Source organism: Pseudomonas sp. GW821-FHT01A09 (assembly GCF_058986725.1).
On sequence record NZ_JBYSWB010000005.1, the window covers coordinates 191,975 to 211,693 of the forward strand.

Genomic DNA, 19,719 nt, shown 5'->3' on the forward strand with positions numbered 1-19,719 from the left:
GATTCGTCGTGCTGACCATTTACAACACGCTCACCAAGAGCAAAGAAGTCTTCAAACCGCTGGATGGCAACAAGGTGCGGATGTACGTGTGCGGCATGACCGTTTACGACTTCTGCCACCTGGGCCACGGTCGCAGCATGGTCGCCTTCGACCTGGTCACCCGCTGGCTGCGTTTCAGCGGCTACGACCTGACGTACGTGCGCAACATCACCGACATCGATGACAAGATCATCAATCGCGCCCGGGACAACGGCGAATCGTTCGACGCCCTGACCGCACGCATGATCGATGCGATGCACGAGGACGAAGCGCGCCTGAACATTCTGCCCCCGGACCTGGAGCCCCGTGCCACCGACCATATCGCCGGCATGCACGCGATGATCCAGACCCTGATCGACAAGGACTACGCCTATGCTCCGGGCAATGGCGACGTCTATTACCGCGTCGGCAAGTTCGCTGGTTACGGCAAGCTGTCGCGCAAGAAGATCGAAGACCTGCGCATCGGTGCGCGTATCGAGGTCGACGAGGCCAAGCACGATCCGCTGGATTTCGTCCTCTGGAAAGGCGTCAAGCCTGGCGAGCCGAGCTGGCAATCGCCATGGGGCCCGGGCCGTCCGGGCTGGCATATCGAATGCTCGGTGATGTCCACCTGCTGCCTGGGTGACACTTTCGACATCCACGGCGGCGGCAACGACCTGGAATTCCCGCACCACGAGAACGAGATCGCCCAGAGCGAGGCGGCCACCGGCAAGCCGTACGCCAACGCCTGGATGCATTGCGGGATGATCCGTATCAACGGCGAGAAGATGTCCAAGTCGTTGAACAACTTCTTCACCATCCGCGACGTGCTGGAAAAGTACCACCCGGAAGTGGTGCGCTACCTGCTGGTATCGAGCCACTACCGCAGTTCGATCAACTATTCCGAGGACAGCCTGAAGGAATCCAAAGGCGCCCTGGAGCGTTTCTACCATGCGCTGCGCGGCTTGCCCCGGGTCGAGCCAGTGGGCGGGCAGGCGTACATCGAGCGCTTCACCCAGGCCATGAACGACGACTTCGGTACGCCGGAAGCCTGTGCGGTGCTGTTTGACATGGTCCGCGAGATCAACCGTCTGCGTGAAGGCGACGAGCTGGCGGCAGCGGGGCTGGCAGCGCGTCTGCGCGAGCTGGCGGGGGTGCTGGGCGTGCTGCAGATGGACGCCGAGGACTTCCTCAAGGCCGGTGCCGAAGGACGCGTCGATGCCGCACAGGTCGAGGCGCTGATCGAGGCGCGTCTGGCCGCCCGTGCCGGCAAGAACTGGGCTGAATCGGACCGTATCCGCGACGAGTTGACGGCATTGGGTGTGGTGCTGGAAGACGGCAAGGGCGGCACGACCTGGCGCTTGGCCGACTGACCTCGATCCTGTGGCGAGGGGGCTTGCCCCCGACTCGGGGTGTCAGGCGCATTGATGTGACTGACACGCCTGTCGGGGGCAAGCCCCCCCGCTACAGGGGTTCACGGGCGCTCGCGCAGGCGCTTGTACACCGTGTTGCGGCTCAAGCCCAGTTGCCTGGCGACCTGAGAAATATTGCCTGAATACGCCTCCAGCAAGGCATCCAGATCGGTCTCATTCACCGGCTGCGCTACCGGCAGCGGAACCATTGGCGCTTGCTCGACGAAATCCGCTGGCAGATCCTCCAGTCCCAACAGGCCGTCCTGGGCCATCGCCGCCCCGACCTGCATGACGTTATGCAACTGGCGCAGATTCCCCGGCCAGGCATGGGCCAGCAGTACTCTCATCACGGTCTCGGGAATTACCGCCGATTGCTGCGGCTCCCGGCATTCGCGCCAGATCTGCTCGATGACCTCACGCTTGTCATGGCGGTCGCGCAGCGGCGGCAGCACCAGGCGCATGCCATTGATGCGGTAATACAGGTCCTCGCGAAAGCGTCCGGCGGCCATCAGTGCCTGCAGGTTCTGGTGCGAGGCGCACACCACGCGAATATCCACCGCGATCGGGTCGCCGCTGCCCAGTGGCTGAATGCAGCGCTCCTGCAGCACTCGCAGCAATCGCGCCTGTGTGGCCAGTGGCATGTCGCCGATCTCGTCCAGAAACAACACGCCCTGGTCGGCCTTGCGAATCAGCCCCGGGTTGCCCTTGCTGTGGGCGCCGGTAAAAGCGCCGCGCTCGTAGCCGAAGAGCTCTGACTCGACCAGTTCTGCCGGGATCGCCGCGCAGTTGACCGCCACCAAGGGCCCCGCGGCGCGGCTGCTGGCGCGGTGCAGCGCCTTGACGAAGTACTCCTTGCCGACCCCGGTTTCCCCCTGGATAAGCAGCGGAATGTTCTTTTCCAGCAAGCGCGCGGCCTGGTTCAGCTGCTTGTCGAGCGCGGCAGGGGCGCCCGCAGGCGCTAGCGGCGCTGGCTGAGGAGATGGGCCGCAGTAACCCTGAGTCGGCGCTTGCAACAGGCAATGGAAGCGGTTGCGTGCGAACGCTTGCAGGGCGAAGGGGCGCTGCGCGGCTTGCTCGAACAAGCCGGCGAGGCTGGTCTTGAACAGGGTTTCCAGGGCCACGCCCACCGGGTCCAGGCCTAGCAGGCTGTCGGCGCGACGGTTGGCGGCTATCACCCTGCCGCGTTCGTCGAACATCAGCAGCCCGGCCCACTGGCTGTCGAGATTGTCCCTGCCGGCGTTGAACACCAGCTTCCAGCAGGCCGGCCCATGGCGGTCGAGAATCAGTCGATTCTCGATGCTCTGGCTCAGCACCCGCACCAACCCCAGCGTGTGTGCGGGGGGCAGGTAGCTGTCGCTGGAGACATCCAGCACGCCCACCACCCGGCGTTCGGCATCCAGCACCGGCGCTGCCGAGCCGTTGATGAAGCGGTTGGCCTTGAGGTAATGCTGATCGTGATCGATGTGCAGCGCCTGGGCGCAGGCCAGCGCGGTGCCCAGGGCATTGGTGCCCGCCGCACGCTCCGACCAGCAGGCTCCCGGCACCATACCCTGGGCACGGCCTTGATCGAGCACCGGCAGTTGGCCCCAGCTGGCGAGCACCCGCGCCTGCGGGTCCGCCAGGCGAATCAGGCAATGACCGCGGCCACGGCGGCTGTCGAGGCTGGCCTGGGCCAGGGGCTGGGCGACCTGCAGCAGGTTGTGGTGACGCGCCAGGCAATCTTGCAAGGCGCTGCTCTGGAGCACGTCGAAGCGCGGCGGGCTCTGGTGTTCCAAGCCAAATTCGCGACAACGCAGCCAGGATTGTTCGACCAGCAGGTGGGTAGGTGCAGCGAGGTGAGGAGCGGACATAAGGGGTGTCCCGGCCTGAGCCTTTATTGTTTTTGTCAGTGCAGTGTTGCCGAGGATTGTTCATTGTCAATGCTGGCAGTGTTCAATTGTTCAGGCTTGAGCGTTCATTTATGTTCACTAGCGAACATTCGGCAACTTCGGTAACTGAATATTTATTTATAAATTAGTGACTTGTAAGCGTTTGTCCGGCGTTCGCAGCCGATGGCACGTTTGTCGCTATCTCTGAGACAGCTCTGCGCACCGACCCCAAAAACAACAACAAGGGCGTGTCATGTCTCTAGTGCTGGAAAGCGTCAGCCGCGCCCACGAAGGCGTGCCCTATATCATCGAGGCCTCCCTGCGCTTCGAACCTGGCTCCTTCAACGTTCTGCTGGGCCGCACCCTGGCCGGCAAGACCAGCCTGATGCGGCTGATGGCCGGGCTGGATAGGCCGGACTCGGGCCGCATCCTCATGTTCGACAAGGACGTGACCCATACCTCGGTGCGCAAGCGCAACGTGTCGATGGTCTATCAGCAGTTCATCAATTACCCGACCCTCACGGTCTTCGACAATATTGCCTCGCCACTGCGCCAGGCCGGCATGGCGAAGGAGGAGATCCACGCACGGGTCGAGCAGACAGCGCGCATGCTGCGCATCGAGCCCTTCCTCAAGCGCTATCCGCTGGAGCTGTCCGGCGGCCAGCAGCAGCGCACCGCCATGGCCCGGGCGCTGGTCAAGGATGCCGAGCTGATCCTCTTTGACGAGCCGCTGGTCAACCTCGATTACAAGCTGCGCGAAGAGCTGCGTCAGGAAATGCGCCAGCTGTTCGCCACCCGCCAGACCATCGCCGTGTACGCCACCACTGAGCCCAACGAGGCGCTGGCGCTGGGCGGCACCACGACCCTGGTGCACGAGGGGCGGGTGATCCAGAGCGGGCCGACCTCCGAGGTCTATCACCAGCCACGCAGCGTGCTGGCAGCCGAGCTGTTCTGCGAGCCACCGATCAATCTGCTGCCTGGGCGCATCCAGGCCAGTGAGGTGAGTTTCGCCAACTTCGCGCATTTTGCCGTCAACGCTGACCTGCGCCCGCTCGGCGAGGGCGACTTCCAGTTTGGCGTGCGCCCCAGCCACATCAGCCTGGTGCCTTCGAACGACGATGATCTGGAACTGGCAGTGACCGTGGAGCTGGCCGAGATCAGCGGCTCGGAAACCTTCCTGCATGTGCGTAGTGAAGGCTTGCAGTGGGTGCTGCATTTGCCCGGCGTGCATGAGCATGACGTCGATACGCCGGTGCGCATCTATATCCCCACCCACAAACTGTTTGTCTTCGATCCTGCCGGGCGCCTGCTGCAGGCCCCCGGTCAACGCGCGCTGAGGGCTGGCTGATGGCTGAAATCCGCTTGCAACACCTGGCCCATCGCTATGGCGCCGAGGGCGAATATGCTATCCGCGAAATGGATCATATCTGGGCCCAGGGTGGCGCCTATGCGCTGTTGGGCCCCTCGGGCTGCGGCAAATCGACCTTGCTCAATATCATTTCCGGGCTGCTCAGCCCCTCCGAAGGGCAGGTGCTGTTCGATGGCCAGGTGGTCAACGAGCTGACCCCCGAGCGGCGCAACATCGCCCAGGTCTTCCAGTTCCCAGTGGTGTACGACACCATGACGGTGTTCGACAACCTGGCCTTCCCGCTGCGCAATCAAGGCATGGCCGCCGCCGCCGTGCGGAGCAAGGTCGAGGAAATCGCCGAGGTGCTCGAGCTGGGCACCTTGCTGCACAAGAAGGCGCGCAACCTCAGCGCCGATGAAAAGCAAAAGGTGTCGATGGGCCGTGGCCTGGTGCGCGATGACGTCTCGGCGATTCTCTTCGACGAGCCGCTGACCGTGATCGACCCGCATCTGAAGTGGAAACTGCGGCGCAAGCTCAAGCAGATCCACGAGCAGTTCAATATCACCATGGTCTACGTCACCCATGACCAGCTCGAGGCCTCGACCTTCGCCGACAAGATCGCCGTGATGTACGGCGGTCAGATCGTCCAGTTCGGCACCCCGCGCGAGTTGTTCGAGCGGCCACGGCACACCTTCGTCGGGTACTTCATCGGCAGCCCGGGCATGAACCTGATCGACGTGCGCCTGGTGGACGACCGGCTGGTGTTCGGCGACTGTTCCCAGGCCGTGCCGCTACCCCTGCTGCAGCGCGTGCGAGCCCTGGCACCCCAACGTCTGCAACTGGGGATTCGTCCGGAGTTCGTGCGCGTCTGGGACGCGCCCAGTGACGAAGCCCTGCCGGCCCAGCGGGTCGATCTCGAAGACCTGGGCACCTACAAGATCCTCACCCTCAGCCTGGCCGGCCAGCACCTCAAAGTGCGCCTGCCCGAGGATCGCGAGGTACCCCAGGGCACCATCGGCATCAGCTTTCCCGAGCCTTGGCTGATGCTCTATGCAGACGACATCCTGGTGGAGGCACATCTGTGAACAAGGTCCAGAACAACAAAGCCTGGTGGCTGGTGCTGCCGGTGTTCGCCCTGGTGGCGTTCAGCGCGATCATCCCGATGATGACCGTGGTCAACTATTCGCTGCAGGATATCTTCGACCAGTCCAGCCGCTACTTCGTCGGCGCCGACTGGTATCGCCAGGTGCTGCAGGATCCGCGTCTGCACGACTCGCTGCTGCGTCAGTTCATCTACTCCGCCTGTGTGCTGGCGATCGAGATCCCGCTGGGCATCGGTATCGCCCTGACCATGCCGGGCAAGGGCCGCTGGGCCTCGCTGTGCCTGATCGTCATGGCCATTCCGTTGCTGATCCCATGGAATGTGGTCGGCACCATCTGGCAGATTTTCGGCCGCGGTGATATCGGCCTGCTGGGTTGGAGCCTCAATCACCTGGGCATCAGTTACAACTACGCCGGCAACACCCTGGATGCCTGGGTGACGGTGCTGGTGATGGATGTCTGGCACTGGACATCGCTGGTGGCGCTGCTGTGCTACTCCGGGCTGCGGGCGATCCCCGACGTGTATTACCAGGCGGCGCGTATCGACCGCGCTTCGGCCTGGGCGGTGTTTCGGTTCATCCAGCTGCCCAAGCTCAAGAGCGTGCTGTTGATCGCGGTGATGCTGCGCTTCATGGACAGCTTCATGATCTACACCGAGCCGTTCGTGCTCACCGGCGGCGGGCCCGGCAATGCCACCACCTTCCTCAGCCAGACCCTCACGCAAATGGCCGTGGGCCAGTTCGATCTGGGCCCGGCGGCGGCGTTCTCGCTGATCTATTTCCTGATCATCCTGTTGGTGTCATGGCTGTTCTACACCGCCATGACCCACGACGATGGCAATCGCTGAGGTATCGCCATGAGCCTGCGCAAACGCGTGCCGCTGTTGCTGTACATCCTGTTCCTGCTGGTGCCTATCTACTGGTTGCTGAACATGTCGTTCAAGAGCAATACCGAAATCCTCGGCAGCCTGACGCTGTGGCCGCAGGATTTCACCTGGGCCAACTACCGGGTGATCTTCACCGACCCAAGTTGGTACAACGGCTACCTCAATTCGCTGTATTACGTAAGCCTCAACACGGTGATTTCGCTGACGGTGGCACTGCCGGCCGCCTATGCGTTTTCGCGCTATCGGTTTCTCGGTGACAAGCACCTGTTCTTCTGGCTGCTGACCAATCGCATGGCGCCACCGGCAGTGTTTCTGTTGCCGTTCTTCCAGCTGTATTCGTCCATCGGCCTGTTCGATACGCCCATCGCGGTGGCACTGGCGCATTGCTTGTTCAATGTGCCGCTGGCGGTGTGGATTCTCGAAGGCTTCATGTCCGGGGTGCCCAAGGAGATCGACGAAACCGCCTACATCGATGGCTACAGCTTCGTGAAATTCTTCAGCAAGATCTTCCTCCCGTTGATCGGCTCGGGCATCGGCGTCACGGCGTTTTTCTGCTTCATGTTCTCTTGGGTCGAGCTGCTGCTGGCCCGCACCCTGACATCGGTCAACGCCAAGCCCATCGCAGCGGTGATGACCCGCACGGTGTCGGCCTCGGGTATCGACTGGGGGGTGCTGGCGGCCGCCGGGGTGTTGACCATCCTGCCCGGCATGCTGGTGATCTGGTTCGTCCGCAACCACGTGGCCAAGGGCTTCGCCCTGGGTCGGGTCTGAGGGGGTAAGCGCTATGGAATGGATGGCCTGGACCTGGCCCACCGCGGCCTTTTTTATCGCGATCGGGGTCTTGCTGACGCTGATGACGGCGTACGAACTGCGGGTGCCGAACATCGCCCGGCGCGGATTCCTGCCGATCGTCACCACTCGCGGCGATCGTTTGTTCATTGGTCTTCTCGGCAGCGCCTACCTGCATTTGCTGGTGATCGGCGTCACCGACTGGAGCACCTGGGTCGCCTCTGTGCTGTCCCTGGTGTGGCTGTTGGCGGTAATGCGGTGGGGCTAGCGCCGGAGCGCACCTCATCGAAATTCAAAACCCGGAGGTCACTATGTTCGACAAAAACAACAAGGCCCGACATAGCTTTACCTTGGCCGCATTGCTGGTGCTCGGCAGTCTGAGCGCCTCGGTCTGGGCGGATGCCTATGAAGACGCGGCTAAAAAATGGATCGACAGCGAGTTCAAGCCCTCGACCCTCACGCCCGAGCAGCAACTGGCCGAACTCAAGTGGTTCATCAAGGCGTCCGAGCCGTTTCGCGGCATGAAAATCAACGTGGTGTCGGAAACCCTCACCACGCACGAATATGAGTCCAAGACGCTGGCCAAGGCGTTCACCGAAATCACCGGCATCCAGCTGACCCATGACCTGCTGCAGGAAGGCGACGTGGTGGAAAAACTGCAGACGCAGATGCAGTCCGACAAGAACATCTACGACGGCTGGGTCAATGACTCGGACCTGATCGGCACTCACTTTCGCTACGGCAAGACCGAGGCCATCACCGACCTGATGGCCAACGAGGGCAAGGACTTCACCTCGCCGACCCTGGACATCAAGGACTTCATAGGCATCTCCTTCACCACGGCGCCGGACGGCAAGATCTACCAGTTGCCGGACCAGCAGTTCGCCAACCTCTACTGGTTCCGCGCCGACTGGTTCGAGCGTCCGGACCTCAAAGCCAAATTCAAGGAGAAGTATGGCTATGAGCTGGGGGTGCCGGTGAACTGGTCCGCTTATGAAGACATCGCCAAGTTCTTCAGCGAGGACGTCAAGACCATCGACGGCAAACGCATCTACGGCCACATGGATTACGGCAAGAAAGACCCGTCCCTGGGCTGGCGTTTCACCGATGCCTGGTTCTCCATGGCCGGCGGCGGCGACAAGGGCCTGCCGAACGGCTTGCCGGTAGACGAGTGGGGCATTCGTGTAGAGGACTGCCATCCGGTGGGCTCCAGCGTTACCCGTGGCGGCGATACCAACGGCCCGGCGGCGGTCTATGCGACGCAGAAGTATGTCGACTGGATGCGTGCCTATGCGCCGCCGGAAGCTCAGGGCATGACTTTCTCCGAGTCCGGGCCGGTGCCGGCGCAAGGCAATATCGCTCAGCAGATCTTCTGGTACACCGCTTTTACCGCCGACATGACCAAGCCCGGATTGCCGGTGATGAATGCCGATGGTACGCCGAAGTGGCGCATGGCCCCGTCGCCCCGTGGGCCTTACTGGGAGCAGGGCATGAAGCTCGGCTATCAGGATGTGGGGTCCTGGACCTTCATGAAGTCGACTCCGGAAAAACAAAAGCTGGCGGCGTGGCTATATGCGCAGTTCGTCACCTCCAAGACCGTGTCGCTGAAAAAGACCATCGTCGGCCTGACGCCGATCCGCGAGTCGGACCTCAATTCCCAGGCAATGACCGATCTGGCGCCCAAGTTGGGCGGCCTGGTGGAGTTCTATCGCAGCCCGGCGCGGGTGCAATGGACGCCGACCGGCACCAACGTGCCCGACTATCCACGGTTGGCCCAGCTGTGGTGGAGCCATATTGCCGAAGCGGCCAGCGGCGAGAAAACTCCGCAGCAGGCGCTTGATGGGTTGGCCAAGGATCAGGACGCGATCATGACGCGCATGGAACGCTCGAAAGTGCAGCCGGTGTGCGGGCCGAAAATGAATCCGGAGCGGGACGCGCAGTACTGGTTCGATCAGCCGGGCGCACCGAAACCCAAGCTGGCCAATGAGAAGCCGCAGGGGCAGACGGTCAATTACCAGGAGTTGCTGAAGTCTTGGGAGGCGGCGCGCAAGTAAGCGCAAGTGCACGTGTAGCGAGGGGGCGGGCTGGCCTATCGGGGGCAAGCCCCCTCGCTACAGGTTATTTTGCGTGCAGGGTTTCTGCGGCGTAGAGCGTGTTCTCGAGCAGGCAGGCACGGGTCATTGGCCCGACGCCGCCCGGCACTGGTGTGATCCAGCCGGCGCGGGGCAGGGCGGTTTCGTACACCACGTCACCCACCAGCTTGCCGTCGTCCTGGCGATTGATGCCGACATCAATGACGATCGCGCCTTGCTTGATCCATTCCCCTTTGACCAGCCCCGGCTTGCCGGCGGCGACCACCACCAGGTCGGCGCGACCGACATGGCCGGCCAGGTCTTGGGTGAAGCGATGGGTCACGGTGACGGTGCAGCCGGCCAGCAGCAATTCCATGGCCATCGGCCGACCAACGATATTGGACGCGCCCACGACCACGGCATTCATGCCATAAAGATCCTGGCCGGTGCTCTCGAGCAGGGTCATGATGCCTTTCGGAGTGCACGGGCGCAGCAGCGGAATGCGCTGGGCCAGGCGGCCGACGTTATACGGGTGGAAGCCGTCGACGTCCTTGTCCGGGCGAATGCGTTCGAGCAGCAGCGAGGCATCCAGATGGGCCGGCAGCGGCAACTGCAGCAGGATGCCATCTATATTGGCATCGTCGTTGAGGCGGTCGATCAGTTCGGTCAGGGCCTGCTGAGTCGTCTCGCTGGGCAGGTCGTAGGCCTGGGACAGGAAGCCGACCTCTTCGCAATCCTTGCGCTTGTGCGACACGTAGACCTGAGAAGCCGGGTCGGTGCCCACCAGTATCACTGCCAGGCCCGGAGTGCGCAGCCCTTGCTGGCGACGCTCGTCGACACGATGAGCGATCTGCTGGCGCAGGCTGGCGGCGATTGCCTTGCCGTCGATAAGTTGTGCAGTCATGACGCGTGATTAACCATGAAGAGGGAGAAAAATGTGCGCGCATTCTCGCATGTCACAGGCCGAGGGCAAAGGCGCTTGGTCTGCATATTCCGCTAACCCCTTAAATAAAATCAGTTTTTTTTAAAAAAGAGTTGACGACCTTTCGGCTCGCCTATAACATTCGTCGCACTTGTCGGGCAGGGCCTAGCACTGGTTAAACAGGTCGACAGGGTTGAGGCTTCAACAGCTCGATCAGGTTTGCTAAAGCTCTTGATTTTCGCTCTTCGGAACGTTGATCAAATAAGCGCCCGTAGCTCAGCTGGATAGAGCATCCGCCTTCTAAGCGGATGGTCGCAGGTTCGAGTCCTGCCGGGTGCGCCATTAGGCAGCTTAGGCACAAGTAAATGCAATATGGTGGGCGTAGCTCAGTTGGTAGAGCACAGGATTGTGACTCCTGTTGTCGTGGGTTCGATCCCCATCGTCCACCCCATATTCGAAAAGAAGGCGCCTGATTTTAACGAATCCGGCGCCTTTGTTTTAAAAGCTTTATCGCGGATGTGGTGGAATTGGTAGACACACTGGATTTAGGTTCCAGCGCCGAAAGGTGTGAGAGTTCGAGTCTCTCCGTCCGCACCAGTCGTTGTAGAAGAAAGCCTCGAATACCTTCAAAGCCATATGGCAAAAGGGTTCGGGGCTTTTTTTCGTCTTGATTTCAAGTATGCGGGCAGGGTGCCAGCCGTCAGAAGTGGTGGTGGATGGCAGTGCTCGACATCGGGCGCTGTCCACTCGATTTCAGTAGGGCCCCAGAACGCTAAGCTCCAGCTCACCGTTGCATTTCAGCAATGCAAGGTAGTGCTTGTTTTTCAGATCGAAGGGAACCTGCCACATATGGTTCCCGCTATCATATCTGGCGCCAGCCACAAGCTTGTAATTCGTCTTTTCCGTGTCGTAGCGGGCATAGTACGAGTCCAGCGATTTCAGGAAAAACCTCTCTCCTTTTTCGCCGCAGTCTACCGGCTCTGGGCTGCCGCACCCGGTCATAGAGCCCATGACGGCAACAAGGGCGCAGTAGGCAAATTTGCTATTTATCATCATTTTATCCGAAAGGTGAACAACTCCTGATTGGGCGATGTGTAGCCAGTTGGGCCCACCAATTCTTCGGCCTGACAGAATTGCCTCGGTCAGCGGCGGATATCGATCGCAATGGTGCCCCGTATTTGAATTGGGTATGGCTGAGCACCAAGGTGCCTTTGAATGGCCGCCAATGCAGCGGTTGCTTTCTCGTCCATCCAGCTGCGCCACGTGCCGGGATGGGCATCGTAAATATCGTCGTATGAGCGGGCGGTACCGCTGAAAGATAGGCTACCGTCGGGCGCCTTCATCACGGCGGCTGTTCAGGAGGGTGGGAAGGGCGATACCAGCGTTGTGAATTCGACATGGAAGCCTTGCCCAGCATGTCCCGCCAAAATTTCAGGCACGAAAAAAGCCGACACACAGGTCGGCCTCCCTTGCAGGAAACGATACTTAAATCCAGATAAAAAAGCCGATCAGCACCGCCACCACTGCCCACTTCTCGAGGTAGTAGCGGGTGCGGTTGGTCTTTTTCATGGCCTTGCCGCGCAGGCGGACCTTATAGATGCGGCTGAACAAACGGTTGATGGCGCCGGTGCTGTCTTCGCTGGAGTTCGGTGCGGCTGCGGCTGACATTACGTTGCGGCTGAACCAGCGATTGAAGGCGGCTGCCCAACGGTATTTCAATGGCCGCTCGATGTCGCAGAAAAGAATCAGTCGATTGCGATCAGTGGTGTTCTCGGCGTAATGAATGTAAGTCTCGTCGAACATCACCGCTTCGCCATCACGCCAGAAGTAGCTCTCGCCGTCGACATTTATATGGCAGCCCGGATCGTTCGGAGTGTCCAGGCCCAGGTGATAGCGATAGGAGCCTGCGTAGGGATCGCGATGCCGGACCAGGCGTGAGCCTGGCGGCAATTCGGCGAACATCGCCGCCTTTACCGAGCCGATCTGCTGCAGCAGCTCAGTGGTGCGAGGGCACAGTTTTGTCGCTGAAGGGTGATGGTCGCCGTACCATTTCAGGTAGAAGCGCTTCCAGCCCGTCTTGAAGAACGAGTTGAAGCCGACATCGTTGAACTGGTCCGAGCGCTTGATTTCCCCTTGGCGCATCAGGGCCAGGCCCTCGGCGCGAATTTCTTCCCAGTGCGTCTGCAGTGGCGCGAGCTCGGGGAAGTCCGCAGTGCTCAGATAGGGGCGGTTGGGGAGGCGCGAGAACAGATAAAGGAAGCTGTTGATGGGAGCGAGCACGGTCGAGTGGTCACTCAACTGGCGACTCAATTTGTGTCTGACGCGCCCACGAAAATGAATGTAGGCGACCGACAGAGCGAAGGCGATGACGATAATGGCTTTCATGTAGGGGGGTTCGGGCTGTAGCCGTCCTGAGGCAGGAGACATCGAGAAAGAGAGCCGCGTGTGCTGCCGTGAGTAAGCGTTTTGCTGGGGCGCAGACGTCTGGTCTGAGTAGCGTTGCCTTTTGGACGATAACAAAATCGCCCGGCTGCGCGCCAGCCGTCATCCCGTAAGGTAGCGTTACTGCTTATGTAACAATGACTTGACGCAGGATAATGGCCTGCAGTGCGGGATGTCGAAGTCTTTTTACCCGATTGCAGAGGCCGCCTTGGCGGAACCGCGCGCCGTCTTTGTCGGGCAGGGTGACTTCTTGCGATTGACCCACTAGAATGCTTGCCCTTGATCTGGGGTCGGAAATGGCCGGCTAACGTCTGTGCAACGAGGAAAATCCATGCAAGTTTCTGTTGAAAACACTTCCGCTCTCGAGCGCCGCATGACCATTAGCGTGCCTGCCGAGCGCATTGAGGCCGAAGTCAACAAGCGTCTGCAACAGACCGCCCGCAATGCAAAAATCGCGGGCTTTCGTCCTGGCAAGGTGCCAATGAGCGTCATCCGTCAGCGCTATGAGGCCGACGCACGCCAGGAAGCATTGGGTAACGTCATCCAGGCTTCGTTCTATGAAGCCGTGGTCGAGCAGAAGCTGAACCCGGCTGGCGCTCCTGCGGTAGAGCCTAAAGTGTTCGAAAAAGGCAAGGACCTGGAATACATCGCGACTTTCGAAGTGTTCCCGGAATTCGCCGTGGCCGGCTTTGAATCGATCGCCGTCGAGCGCCTGAGCGCTGACGTGCAGGACACCGACCTCGACAACATGCTCGAGATCCTGCGCAAGCAGAACGTTCGTTATGAAGCAGCCGATCGCGCTGCCGCCAACGACGACCAGGTCACCATCGACTTCGTCGGCAAAGTTGACGGTGAAGCCTTCGCTGGCGGTTCCGCTACTGGTACTCAGCTGGTACTGGGTTCGGGCCGCATGATTCCTGGCTTCGAAGAAGGTCTGGTCGGCGCCAAGGCCGGTGAAGAACGCGTTCTTAACCTGACCTTCCCGGAAAACTACCAGAACCTCGACCTGGCCAACAAGGCCGCCGAGTTCACCGTGACCGTTACCGCCGTGGCCGCTCCGACCCTGCCAGAACTGAACGAAGCCTTCTTCAATCAGTTCGGCATCAAGGAAACGGGTATCGACGGGTTCCGCACCGAAGTTCGCAAGAACATGGAGCGCGAGCTGCGCCAGGCGATCAAGACCAAGGTCAAGAACCAGGTCATGGACGGTCTGGTCGAGGGCAACCCGATCGAAGTGCCAAAGGCGCTGCTGTCCAACGAAGTCGATCGTCTGCGCGTGCAGGCCGTTCAGCAGTTCGGTGGCAACATCAAGCCTGATCAGCTGCCGGCCGAACTGTTCGAAGAGCAAGCCAAGCGCCGTGTGGTGCTGGGTCTGATCGTCGCCGAAGTGGTCAAGCAGCACGACCTCAAGCCTGACGAAGCCCGCGTTCGCGAGCTGATCCAGGAAATGGCCTCTGCCTATCAGGAGCCTGAGCAGGTTGTAGCCTGGTACTACAAAAACGACCAGCAGCTGAACGAAGTGCGTTCGGTTGTGCTGGAAGAGCAAGTTGTGGATACTGTTCTGCAGAAGGCTAAGGTGACCGACAAAGCGGTCTCTTACGAAGATGCGGTCAAGCCGGCAGAAGCAGCACAAGCCGCCTGATCGTTTCACTCGTTTGAAAATACACCCATAAGCCAGCCTCGCGCTGGCTTATGCGTATTCAAGACATGACTATTTGGGAGTAACTGCAGAGCATGTTCCGTAATTCTTATATTCAGCAGAACTCTGATACCCAGGCCGCTGGCGGCCTGGTCCCGATGGTTGTCGAGCAATCTGCTCGTGGCGAACGCGCTTACGACATCTACTCGCGCCTGCTCAAGGAGCGAGTGATCTTTCTGGTGGGGCCCGTAGAGGACTACATGGCCAACCTGATCTGTGCGCAACTGCTGTTCCTTGAAGCGGAAAACCCGGACAAGGACATCCATCTCTACATCAACTCCCCGGGTGGTTCGGTGACCGCAGGCATGTCGATCTACGACACCATGCAGTTCATCAAGCCAAACGTGTCGACCACCTGTATCGGTCAGGCGTGCAGCATGGGTGCATTCCTGCTTACCGCCGGTGCCGAGGGCAAGCGCTACTGCCTGCCTAACTCGCGCGTGATGATTCACCAGCCGCTGGGCGGTTTTCAGGGCCAGGCGTCGGATATCGAAATCCATGCCAAGGAAATCCTCTTTATCCGCGAGCGTCTCAATTCGCTGATGGCCAAGCACAGTGGGAAAACCCTGGAAGAAATCGAGCGCGATACCAACCGCGACAATTTCATGAGTGCCGAAGCCGCGCGTGCATACGGGTTGATCGACGAAGTGATTGAAAAGCGCCCCGCTTAAAATAAGCAGCTCAAACAGGCCGGTCGGCGACTCCGACCGCCTGCGGGCTTGAAAAAGCTCGCAATAGCCTTCATCTTGTGTTGCAAGCCTATCGGATTTGGATCGAACGAATGACTGACACCCGCAACGGCGAGGACAACGGCAAGCTGCTCTATTGCTCCTTCTGTGGCAAAAGCCAGCATGAAGTGCGCAAATTGATTGCTGGCCCCTCCGTCTTTATCTGCGACGAGTGCGTCGACCTGTGCAACGACATCATCCGTGAGGAGGTGCAAGAAGCACAGGCTGAGAGCAGCGCGCACAAACTGCCGTCCCCCAAGGAAATCAGCGGCATCCTCGACCAGTACGTGATTGGTCAGGAGCGCGCGAAGAAGGTCCTGGCGGTGGCTGTCTACAACCACTACAAGCGCCTCAATCAGCGTGACAAGAAAAACGACGACGTCGAGCTTGGCAAGAGCAACATTCTGCTGATCGGACCTACTGGTTCGGGCAAGACTCTGCTGGCCGAAACCCTCGCTCGTCTGCTCAACGTGCCTTTCACCATTGCTGACGCCACTACGCTTACAGAGGCAGGTTACGTCGGTGAGGACGTCGAGAACATCATTCAGAAGCTGCTGCAGAAGTGCGATTACGACGTCGAGAAAGCCCAGATGGGCATCGTCTACATCGACGAAATCGACAAGATCTCGCGCAAATCGGACAACCCGTCCATCACCCGTGACGTATCGGGCGAAGGCGTGCAGCAGGCGTTGCTCAAGTTGATCGAAGGGACCGTAGCTTCCGTGCCTCCACAAGGCGGTCGCAAGCATCCTCAGCAGGAATTCCTGCAGGTCGACACCCGTAACATCCTGTTCATCTGCGGTGGCGCCTTCTCGGGCCTCGAAAAGGTCATCCAGAATCGCTCCACCAAGGGCGGCATCGGCTTCGGCGCCGAAGTTCGCAGCAAGGAGGAGGGTAAGAAGGTGGGCGAGTCCCTGCGTGAAGTCGAGCCTGACGATCTGGTCAAGTTCGGTCTGATCCCGGAATTCGTTGGCCGTCTGCCAGTATTGGCGACGCTGGACGAACTCGATGAGGCTGCGCTGATGCAGATCCTCACCGAGCCGAAGAACGCGCTCACCAAGCAGTACGGCAAGCTGTTCGAAATGGAAGGCGTCGACCTCGAGTTTCGTACCGACGCACTCAAGTCCGTGGCTCGCCGCGCGCTGGAGCGCAAGACCGGTGCGCGCGGCCTGCGCTCGATTCTCGAAGGTGTGCTGCTCGACACCATGTACGAGATTCCGTCGCAAACCGACGTCAGCAAGGTGGTCATTGACGAAAGCGTGATCGCCGGTACTTCCAAGCCACTGCTGATCTACGAAAACAGTGAGCCGCCCGCCAAGGCAGCACCTGACGCGTAACTGCAGTACAGCGTGGAAAACAGAAGGGGCCTTCGGGCCCCTTTCGTTTTCCTGTTCCCGGCGCTTGTTTTTTTTGGGGCATGCCCCCACATTGGTTTCAGACCCAATTCCATCTGTGTGCGGCCCTGAGCCGCTGAAGAGGCGAAATCATGAAGACAACCATTGAATTGCCTCTCTTGCCGTTGCGTGATGTCGTGGTATATCCGCATATGGTTATCCCACTGTTCGTGGGGCGCGAGAAGTCGATCGAGGCGCTGGAAGCCGCGATGACCGGCGAGAAGCAGATTTTGCTGCTGGCACAGCGCAATCCTGCGGATGACGATCCGGGTGAAGACGCCCTGTATCGCGTGGGCACCGTTGCCACCGTCCTGCAACTGCTCAAGCTGCCCGATGGCACCGTCAAGGTGCTGGTCGAAGGCGAGCAGCGCGGCACCGTCGAGCGTTACATGGAGGTCGACGGCCATTGCCGCGCCGAAGTGGCGCTGATCGACGAAACCGTCGCCGCTGACCGCGAATCCGAAGTCTTTGTACGCAGCCTGCTCTCGCAGTTCGAGCAGTATGTGCAGCTGGGCAAAAAGGTCCCGGCTGAAGTCCTGTCCTCCCTCAACAGCATCGATGAGCCGGGTCGCCTGGTCGACACCATGGCGGCGCATATGGCGCTGAAGATCGAGCAGAAGCAGGAAATCCTCGAAATCATCGATCTGCCCGCCCGGGTAGAGCACGTTCTGGCGTTGCTCGATGGCGAGATCGACCTGCTGCAGGTCGAAAAACGCATCCGCGGCCGGGTCAAGAAACAAATGGAGCGCAGCCAGCGCGAGTACTACCTGAATGAGCAGATGAAGGCCATTCAGAAGGAGCTCGGCGACAGCGACGAAGGTCATAACGAAGTCGAGGAGCTGAAAAAGCGCATCGACGCCGCCGGCCTGCCCAAGGATGCCCTGACCAAGGCCAATGCCGAGCTGAACAAGCTCAAGCAGATGTCGCCGATGTCGGCCGAGGCCACCGTGGTGCGGACCTACATCGACTGGCTTGTGCAGGTGCCGTGGAAGGCACAGAGCAAGGTGCGTCTGGATCTGGCCCGGGCCGAAGAGATCCTCGACTCGGATCACTACGGTCTGGAAGAGGTCAAGGAGCGCATCCTCGAATACCTCGCCGTGCAAAAACGCGTGAAAAAGATTCGCGGCCCGGTGTTGTGCCTTGTCGGTCCTCCTGGTGTGGGTAAAACCTCGCTGGCGGAGTCGATCGCCAGCGCTACCAACCGTAAATTTGTGCGCATGGCCTTGGGCGGTGTGCGTGATGAGGCTGAAATTCGTGGCCATCGCCGGACCTACATCGGTTCGATGCCGGGAAGACTGATTCAAAAGATGACAAAGGTGGGTGTACGCAACCCACTGTTCCTGCTCGATGAAATCGACAAGATGGGCAGCGACATGCGTGGCGACCCGGCGTCGGCGTTGCTGGAGGTGCTCGACCCGGAGCAGAACCACAACTTCAACGACCACTACCTCGAGGTCGACTACGACCTGTCGGACGTGATGTTCCTGTGCACCTCGAACTCCATGAACATCCCGCCAGCGCTGCTGGACCGGATGGAAGTGATTCGCCTGCCCGGTTATACCGAAGACGAAAAGATCAACATCGCTACCAAGTACCTGACGCCCAAGCAGATCCAGACCAACGGCCTGAAGAAGGGCGAGCTGGAGATCGAGGTCGAGGCGATTCGCGACATCATCCGCTACTACACCCGCGAAGCCGGCGTGCGTGGGCTGGAGCGGCAGATCGCCAAGGTGTGCCGCAAGGTGGTCAAGGAGCACTCCAATACCAGGAAGTTCTCCGTGACCGTCGGTGCCGCCTCGCTGGAAGCCCTGCTCGGTGTGCGTAAATTCCGCTACGGCCTGGCCGAGCAGCAGGATCAGATCGGACAGGTGACGGGCCTGGCCTGGACCCAGGTCGGCGGTGAATTGCTGACCATCGAGTCAGCGGTGGTGCCTGGCAAGGGCCAGTTGATCAAGACCGGTTCGCTGGGCGATGTGATGGTCGAATCCATCACCGCCGCGCTGACCGTGGTTCGCAGTCGTGCCCGCAGCCTGGGCATCCCTGCGGACTTCCACGAGAAGCGTGACGTGCACATCCATATGCCGGAAGGGGCGACGCCCAAAGATGGCCCTAGCGCAGGCGTAGGCATGTGCACGGCCCTGGTCTCGGCCCTGACCCAGATCCCGGTGCGCGCCGATGTGGCGATGACCGGTGAAATCACTTTGCGCGGGCAGGTATTGGCGATCGGTGGACTAAAGGAAAAACTTCTGGCGGCGCATCGTGGCGGCATCAAGACTGTGATCATTCCGGAAGAGAATGTGCGCGACTTGAAAGAGATTCCCGACAACATCAAGCAGGATCTTCAGATCAAACCGGTTAAATGGATTGACGAAGTCCTGCAAATTGCGCTGCAATACGCGCCGGAGCCCTTGCCCGATGTGGCTCCCGAGATAGTTGCAAAGGATGAAAAGCGCGATTCTGATGCCAAGGAAAGAATCAGTACGCACTAGCACGCATTTGTCCGGGAGGCTTCCTTGACAGATTTTTAGAGCCCTTGATATAAAGCGGCTCTTATTGTGTCGGGGAGTCCGCCCGGCACCCGGTTTTTCTGTGTCGAATACATACTTAGAAATAACTTAATAGAGATATAAGGGGACTTAGAGTGAACAAGTCGGAACTGATTGATGCTATCGCTGCATCCGCTGATATCCCGAAAGCTGCTGCCGGCCGTGCGCTGGATGCAGTCATCGAATCCGTCACTGGTGCCCTGAAAAGTGGCGACTCGGTGGTTCTGGTTGGTTTCGGTACTTTCTCTGTAACCGATCGCCCAGCTCGTACTGGCCGTAACCCGCAAACCGGTAAGACGCTGCAGATCGCCGCGGCCAAAAAGCCAGGCTTCAAAGCCGGTAAAGCACTGAAAGAAGCCGTCAACTAAGCTTTTTCATCGCCTTGCCTGGCCAGGGCGGGATCAGTCCCGTCCTGGCAGCGGAGCGGTAGGTCGGCGGATCGTGAGATCCAACGGACACCGGGGTTCGCAGTTGAACCATCCGCTTCGCCAGTT

The 19,719-nt window shown here is 60.1% G+C and carries 16 protein-coding genes, 3 tRNA genes and 3 pseudogenes; 17 read left to right on the forward strand and 5 right to left on the reverse strand.

The genetic code is table 11. The features are described 5' to 3' along the window. The first annotated feature begins 8 nt into the window (after nt 1-8). Nucleotides 9-1,391: a cysteine--tRNA ligase gene (gene cysS, locus AC3WJP_RS08610; protein WP_493721057.1), complete on the forward strand. Its 1,383-nt coding sequence runs from the start codon at nt 9-11 to the stop codon at nt 1,389-1,391. 101 nt (nt 1,392-1,492) lie between these two features. Here cysS and AC3WJP_RS08615 read toward each other — a convergent pair whose 3' ends face one another. After that, a complete protein-coding gene (locus AC3WJP_RS08615; protein ID WP_493721058.1) occupies nt 1,493-3,280 on the reverse strand; it encodes a sigma-54-dependent Fis family transcriptional regulator in 1,788 nt (595 codons plus the stop codon). A 271-nt stretch (nt 3,281-3,551) separates the two neighbouring features. On the opposite strand from AC3WJP_RS08615, the gene AC3WJP_RS08620 reads away from it, so the two are divergent. The 8 genes and pseudogenes from AC3WJP_RS08620 to AC3WJP_RS08655 all read left to right on the forward strand — a co-directional run bounded on the left by AC3WJP_RS08620 (nt 3,552) and on the right by AC3WJP_RS08655 (nt 9,476). Continuing rightward, nucleotides 3,552-4,646 (forward strand): ABC transporter ATP-binding protein, encoded by a 1,095-nt coding sequence (locus AC3WJP_RS08620; RefSeq protein ID WP_493721059.1) that lies wholly within the window; start codon nt 3,552-3,554, stop codon nt 4,644-4,646. Continuing rightward, a pseudogene (locus AC3WJP_RS08625) lies at nt 4,646-5,390 on the forward strand (ABC transporter ATP-binding protein); the annotation flags it as partial. The gene AC3WJP_RS08620 and the pseudogene AC3WJP_RS08625, both read left to right, overlap by 1 nt. Then, nucleotides 5,369-5,443 (forward strand): annotated as a pseudogene (locus tag AC3WJP_RS08630) (hypothetical protein); the annotation flags it as partial. The pseudogenes AC3WJP_RS08625 and AC3WJP_RS08630, both read left to right, overlap by 22 nt. A 36-nt stretch (nt 5,444-5,479) precedes the next feature. Beyond that, nucleotides 5,480-5,731, forward strand: a pseudogene (locus tag AC3WJP_RS08635) (TOBE domain-containing protein); the annotation flags it as partial. Further along, complete coding sequence (locus AC3WJP_RS08640; RefSeq protein ID WP_493721060.1) at nt 5,728-6,594, forward strand: carbohydrate ABC transporter permease; 867 nt, start codon at nt 5,728-5,730, stop codon at nt 6,592-6,594. The pseudogene AC3WJP_RS08635 and the gene AC3WJP_RS08640, both read left to right, overlap by 4 nt. A 9-nt stretch (nt 6,595-6,603) precedes the next feature. Beyond that, nucleotides 6,604-7,404 carry a carbohydrate ABC transporter permease gene (locus AC3WJP_RS08645; protein ID WP_493721061.1) on the forward strand — a complete coding sequence of 267 codons (801 nt, stop codon included), beginning with the start codon at nt 6,604-6,606 and terminating at the stop codon, nt 7,402-7,404. A gap of 13 nt (nt 7,405-7,417) precedes the next feature. After that, nucleotides 7,418-7,690: a DUF2160 domain-containing protein gene (locus AC3WJP_RS08650; RefSeq protein ID WP_493721062.1), complete on the forward strand. Its 273-nt coding sequence runs from the start codon at nt 7,418-7,420 to the stop codon at nt 7,688-7,690. A gap of 43 nt (nt 7,691-7,733) precedes the next feature. Next, nucleotides 7,734-9,476 carry an ABC transporter substrate-binding protein gene (locus tag AC3WJP_RS08655; RefSeq protein ID WP_493721063.1) on the forward strand — a complete coding sequence of 581 codons (1,743 nt, stop codon included), beginning with the start codon at nt 7,734-7,736 and terminating at the stop codon, nt 9,474-9,476. Nucleotides 9,477-9,540: 64 nt separating this feature from the next. Here the strand turns inward: AC3WJP_RS08655 and folD are convergent, their stop codons facing one another. Then, nucleotides 9,541-10,398: a bifunctional methylenetetrahydrofolate dehydrogenase/methenyltetrahydrofolate cyclohydrolase FolD gene (folD, locus tag AC3WJP_RS08660; RefSeq protein WP_493721064.1), complete on the reverse strand. Its 858-nt coding sequence runs from the start codon at nt 10,396-10,398 to the stop codon at nt 9,541-9,543. Between the two features lie 283 nt (nt 10,399-10,681). Between folD and AC3WJP_RS08665 the strand changes: the two genes are divergently transcribed. From AC3WJP_RS08665 to AC3WJP_RS08675, 3 genes are all read left to right on the forward strand, one after another. Beyond that, nucleotides 10,682-10,758: transfer RNA gene (locus AC3WJP_RS08665), tRNA-Arg, on the forward strand. A gap of 33 nt (nt 10,759-10,791) precedes the next feature. Beyond that, a tRNA-His gene (locus AC3WJP_RS08670) sits at nt 10,792-10,867 on the forward strand. Nucleotides 10,868-10,928: 61 nt separating this feature from the next. Continuing rightward, nucleotides 10,929-11,013 (forward strand) — tRNA-Leu (locus tag AC3WJP_RS08675). A gap of 156 nt (nt 11,014-11,169) precedes the next feature. On the opposite strand, the gene AC3WJP_RS08680 is transcribed toward AC3WJP_RS08675, so the two are convergent. The 3 genes from AC3WJP_RS08680 to lpxO all read right to left on the reverse strand — a co-directional run bounded on the left by AC3WJP_RS08680 (nt 11,170) and on the right by lpxO (nt 12,801). Continuing rightward, nucleotides 11,170-11,469 carry a hypothetical protein gene (locus tag AC3WJP_RS08680; protein ID WP_493721065.1) on the reverse strand — a complete coding sequence of 100 codons (300 nt, stop codon included), beginning with the start codon at nt 11,467-11,469 and terminating at the stop codon, nt 11,170-11,172. A gap of 89 nt (nt 11,470-11,558) precedes the next feature. After that, on the reverse strand, nt 11,559-11,759 hold the full coding sequence (locus AC3WJP_RS08685; protein ID WP_493721066.1) for a lipid II-degrading bacteriocin: 201 nt from the start codon (nt 11,757-11,759) through the stop codon (nt 11,559-11,561). A 142-nt stretch (nt 11,760-11,901) separates the two neighbouring features. Further along, complete coding sequence (gene lpxO / locus AC3WJP_RS08690; protein ID WP_493721067.1) at nt 11,902-12,801, reverse strand: lipid A hydroxylase LpxO; 900 nt, start codon at nt 12,799-12,801, stop codon at nt 11,902-11,904. 388 nt (nt 12,802-13,189) lie between these two features. Between lpxO and tig the strand changes: the two genes are divergently transcribed. The 5 genes from tig (at nt 13,190) to AC3WJP_RS08715 (ending at nt 19,593) form a co-directional block, all read left to right on the forward strand. Then, on the forward strand, nt 13,190-14,500 hold the full coding sequence (gene tig / locus AC3WJP_RS08695) for a trigger factor (RefSeq protein WP_493721068.1): 1,311 nt from the start codon (nt 13,190-13,192) through the stop codon (nt 14,498-14,500). A 92-nt stretch (nt 14,501-14,592) separates the two neighbouring features. Then, nucleotides 14,593-15,228: an ATP-dependent Clp endopeptidase proteolytic subunit ClpP gene (gene clpP / locus AC3WJP_RS08700; protein WP_493721069.1), complete on the forward strand. Its 636-nt coding sequence runs from the start codon at nt 14,593-14,595 to the stop codon at nt 15,226-15,228. Between the two features lie 110 nt (nt 15,229-15,338). Next, nucleotides 15,339-16,622 carry an ATP-dependent Clp protease ATP-binding subunit ClpX gene (gene clpX, locus AC3WJP_RS08705; protein WP_493721070.1) on the forward strand — a complete coding sequence of 428 codons (1,284 nt, stop codon included), beginning with the start codon at nt 15,339-15,341 and terminating at the stop codon, nt 16,620-16,622. Nucleotides 16,623-16,771: 149 nt separating this feature from the next. Next, nucleotides 16,772-19,168 (forward strand): endopeptidase La, encoded by a 2,397-nt coding sequence (gene lon / locus AC3WJP_RS08710; protein ID WP_493721071.1) that lies wholly within the window; start codon nt 16,772-16,774, stop codon nt 19,166-19,168. A 152-nt stretch (nt 19,169-19,320) separates the two neighbouring features. Then, entirely contained in the window at nt 19,321-19,593 is a 273-nt protein-coding gene (locus AC3WJP_RS08715) for an HU family DNA-binding protein (protein WP_493721072.1), read from the forward strand. Nucleotides 19,594-19,719: the final 126 nt, after the last annotated feature.